Origin of the sequence: Bradyrhizobium sp. STM 3809 (assembly GCF_000239795.1) — a bacterium.
In the GTDB taxonomy this organism is placed as follows: domain Bacteria; phylum Pseudomonadota; class Alphaproteobacteria; order Rhizobiales; family Xanthobacteraceae; genus Bradyrhizobium.
Genome location: NZ_CAFJ01000225.1, coordinates 1 through 3,881, shown reverse-complemented (window position 1 = coordinate 3,881; position 3,881 = coordinate 1). Strand labels below are relative to the sequence as shown.

The window sequence follows — 3,881 nt, the reverse complement described above, 5'->3', positions numbered from 1 at the left end:
CGCGACCTTCTCGTTCGCCGGCCACATCTACGGCTCGACCTTCTTCATGGCGACCGGCTTCCACGGCTTCCACGTGCTGGTCGGCACCATCTTCCTGATCGTCTGCCTGGCGCGCGCCTATGCCGGCCACTTCACGCCGAAGCAGCATCTCGGCTTCGAGTTCGCCGCCTGGTACTGGCACTTCGTCGACGTGGTCTGGCTGTTCCTGTTCATCTGCATCTACGTCTGGGGCCACGGCGCCGAGTCGATGGCGCACGGCGCGCACTGACGCGGCGAGCGGACGGACTCCGTCGAATGTGTCATGGAGGGCGGCCGTCGGGCCGCCCTTTCTCGTTGAGCAGCGCTGCGAAGGGTGATCCAAATGTGATCAGCGCTCGCCGTCTGCGGATGTATCACCACGACGCATTGCGTCCGGCGGCGCCCATCGAGACCATGGGCAAGAGCAAGGGCAACACATCATGACCAGCCATCCGCCCGTCACCCTGGCCCAGACCGTCCTGCGCGGTCTCGCCTGTCGCTGCCCGCGCTGCGGCCAGGGCAAGCTGTTCGAGGGCTTCCTCAATCTGCGCAAGCGCTGCGAGGCCTGCGACCTCGACTACGCCTTTATCGACACCGGCGACGGCCCGGCCATCTTCATCATGATGCTCGCCGGCGCCATCGTCGTCGGCGCCGCGCTGGTCGTCGAGGTCAAGTACCAGCCGCCGTTCTGGGTCCACGCCGTGCTGTGGGGTCCATTGATCCTGGTGACGACGCTGCTGCCGCTGCGCGCCATGAAATCCCTGCTGATCGCCCTGCAATTCCACCACAAGGCCGCCCCCGGCCGCCTCGTGGACAAGACCCCGCAATGAGTGACGCGACATCTCGCCGCGAGCGCAGTGCGCTCCCTCCCCCCTCGTGGGGGAGGGCTGGGGAGGGGGGACGCCACAGCAGCAGTCGTGCTCGGGGCATCTCCACCCCCGACCTCTCCCCGCAAGGGGGAGGGGAGCGCACCGCATGCTTCGGCAAGGCGTTCTCATCCTCGCCCGCAGTGCTGTCATGACGATCTCGCCTGCCCGCAGAACCTCCGCCCGCGCCTTCGCCGCCTTCACCGTGCTGATGGTCGCGCTGTTCATCGGCCTCGGCGTCTGGCAGCTGCAGCGCCGCGCCGCCAAGCACGCGCTGATCGCCGCGCTCACCGAGCGCGTCAGCGCGGCGCCCGCGCCGCTGCCGCCGCAAAGCGAATGGCGAACGCTGACGCCCGAGCGCGACGAATTCCGCCGCGTCAGCTTCACCGCTGCTTATGCCAAGCTCCCCGACGCGATGCTCTACAGCGCCGGCTCCGCCGTGCGCGAGGACGTCTCCGGCCCCGGCACCTGGGCCTTCCTGCCGGCGCGCCTGCCCTCTGGCGAGACCGTCGTGATCGACGCCGGCTTCGTCGCCAACACCATGCAGGAGCGCGGCATCCAGGATCGCCAGGTCGGCAAGCTCGTCACCGGCGAGCCGGTGACCTTGACCGGCTATCTGCGCTTCCCCGAAGCGGCCGGCCTGCTCACGGCCGCGGAGAACCACGACAAGCGCCTGTGGTTCACCCGCGACCATCTCGCCATGGCCCGCGTGCTCGGCTGGGGCGAGGTCGCGCCGTTCTACGTCGATCTCGAATCGCCGGCGCCCGACAACGGCATTCCCAAGCCCGGGCCGCTGTCGCCGCATCTGCGCGACGAACACATGCAATACGCGATCACCTGGTTCTCGCTGGCCGCGGCGCTGATCGCCGCCTTCGCGGTGTGGGCGAGGGGACGGCGCAAGGCCGATCGATGACACCCCTAGCCCGCTTGAGCGCCAGCGACATGCGGGACCGGTGCCAACCCCGCGTTCGCTGACGCGCACGCGGCCTACGCAGTTGCGCGACCGCCAAAACGCCGCTTGACTTAGAGCGCGCTCGAACCCGTAGCCTCCCGGGCGTCGTGAATGGAGATCAGGCGCGCATGAAGATCGGCGAACTGGCCAGGCAGTCGGGGCTGACGGCCCACACGATCCGCTACTACGAGCGGATCGGTCTGCTGCCCAGGGCCGGTCGCGATCGTCAGCGCCAGCGGGACTACGATGCATCGATCCTGACCTGGATCGAATTCCTCGGCCGTCTGAAGGCCACGGGAATGCCGATCCGGGACATGCTCCGTTATGCGGAGTTGCGCGCGGGCGGCCCCGCCACAGAGCCGGATCGGCGCCGGCTCCTGGAGCGGCATCGCGAAGCCGTCCGGTCGCAGGTTGCCACGTTGCAGGATTGCCTTCTCGTTCTCGACGGCAAGATCGCCGGCTATGCCGGCAACGAGATCGCCGGCTATGCCGGCAACGAGAGGACTGATGACCATGACTCAAGCGATATCGAGCCCATCCACCCCAGGGAGCACGATGCCGACCGGCGCCGACATCGCTCAGGACCGGCTGGCCCGCGGCCGGCGCGCGCTCGATAGCATCGACGGCGAGGCCGGCCACAACGTGATCGCGGCGCTCGCCGACATCGCGCCGGATTTCGCCACCTACGTGATCGAGTTTCCGTTCGGCGACATCTATTCGCGCCCGGGGCTCGATCTGCGCAGCCGTGAGATCGCGACCATCGCGGCGCTGACCGCGCTCGGCAATGCGAGCCCGCAGCTGAAGGTGCATCTGCAGGCCGGCCTCAATGTCGGCCTCAGCCGCGAGGAGATCACCGAGGTGATCATCCAGATGGCGGTCTATGCCGGCTTTCCCGCCGCGCTCAACGGCCTGTTCGCAGCGAAGGCCGTTTTCGCCGAGGCCGATGAGAAGGCAAAAGAGGCCGCATCGGTCTGAGCGACGACCGCCGAGCTCGTAGCCCGCATGAGCGAAGCGACATGAGGGACCGGTGCCGACCCCGCATGTCGCTTGCGCTCATGCGGGCTACGCGGCTTCGATCGCCCTCACGCTGCCGGATACCTTCACTGGCGCGCCCGCCGGCCCATCGAGGTCGACCTGCAGGCCGCAGGCCACGCCCATGTCCTCGCCCTGCCGGATCAAGATCGGCCCCTGCGCCGGCCAGGCGAGCTCGCGCAGATAGCCGGCGAGCGCCGCGGCGGCAGCGCCGGTCGCCGGATCTTCATAGACGCCGCCAAACGGGAATGGATTGCGGGCGTGAACGAGCTGCGGTGTCTCGACATGGATGATGGCGAAGGTGCAGAAGCGCTCGCGCTGCGCCAGCGCCTGGCCGCGGCCGAAATCATAACTCATCGCGGCGAGGCGGCTGCGCTCGCGCAGCGCGACCACCGGGTGATCCATGCCCGCATGAGCCAGGACCGGCGGAATCCCCGGATCGAGATCATCCTGCGTCAGCCCGAACAGCGCGAGGATCTCCCCGACGACTGCAGCCGGGAGCGCGCGCGTGTGCGTCGGCGGCGAGTGGAACGCCGCGCTCCACTCCGTGGCCGAATGCACTCCGTCGACGCTGATCCCCGCATGATTGAGCCGCAACGCAAAGCTGCCGGAGCCCTGCTGCCGCGCCAGCGCCGCCCCCAGCGCAATCGTCGCATGCCCGCAGAAATCCACCTCGGCCTGCGGCGCGAAATAGCGCACCCGCCATGCATCCCCGTCCGGCGCCGCGAATGCCGTCTCCGAATAGCCGATCTCCGCCGCCATCGACTGCATCGCCGCCGGATCGGGCAGCGCCTCGCCGATCGCGACCCCGGCCGGATTGCCGCCGGTCGGACCATTGGTGAAAGCCGCGATGCGTTGGATGATCATATGGGGATCCTGTCAAATGATTTGCAGATCATGTCTTTCCCCGGCGCGCCTGCAAAGCAGCCTATCGTAATGGCGATCAAGAGCTGCTCCGACGAATGATCCTGCGTGTTGGTTACTGCGTCATGCCCGGGCTTGTCCCGGCCATC

6 protein-coding genes are annotated in these 3,881 nt (G+C 68.2%); 5 read left to right on the top strand and 1 reads right to left on the bottom strand.

Annotated features, from left to right (window positions below; all coding sequences use genetic code 11):
- From BRAS3809_RS12290 to BRAS3809_RS12270, 5 genes are all read left to right on the top strand, one after another.
- On the top strand, positions 1-268 hold a 268-nt coding region (locus BRAS3809_RS12290; protein ID WP_035656179.1), incomplete at its 5' end, for a cytochrome c oxidase subunit 3.
- Between the two features lie 190 nt (positions 269-458).
- Positions 459-848, top strand: a complete 390-nt coding sequence (locus tag BRAS3809_RS12285; protein ID WP_008962415.1) for a DUF983 domain-containing protein — start codon at positions 459-461, stop codon at positions 846-848.
- A 187-nt stretch (positions 849-1,035) separates the two neighbouring features.
- Complete coding sequence (locus BRAS3809_RS12280; protein WP_008962414.1) at positions 1,036-1,797, top strand: SURF1 family protein; 762 nt, start codon at positions 1,036-1,038, stop codon at positions 1,795-1,797.
- 167 nt (positions 1,798-1,964) lie between these two features.
- Positions 1,965-2,453 (top strand): MerR family transcriptional regulator, encoded by a 489-nt coding sequence (locus BRAS3809_RS12275; RefSeq protein ID WP_008962413.1) that lies wholly within the window; start codon positions 1,965-1,967, stop codon positions 2,451-2,453.
- A complete protein-coding gene (locus BRAS3809_RS12270; RefSeq protein WP_035656177.1) occupies positions 2,392-2,811 on the top strand; it encodes a carboxymuconolactone decarboxylase family protein in 420 nt (139 codons plus the stop codon). The genes BRAS3809_RS12275 and BRAS3809_RS12270 overlap by 62 nt, the downstream gene beginning before the upstream one ends.
- Positions 2,812-2,898: 87 nt before the next feature.
- Here BRAS3809_RS12270 and BRAS3809_RS12265 read toward each other — a convergent pair whose 3' ends face one another.
- Positions 2,899-3,735: a PhzF family phenazine biosynthesis protein gene (locus BRAS3809_RS12265; RefSeq protein WP_008962411.1), complete on the bottom strand. Its 837-nt coding sequence runs from the start codon at positions 3,733-3,735 to the stop codon at positions 2,899-2,901.
- Positions 3,736-3,881 lie beyond the last annotated feature (146 nt).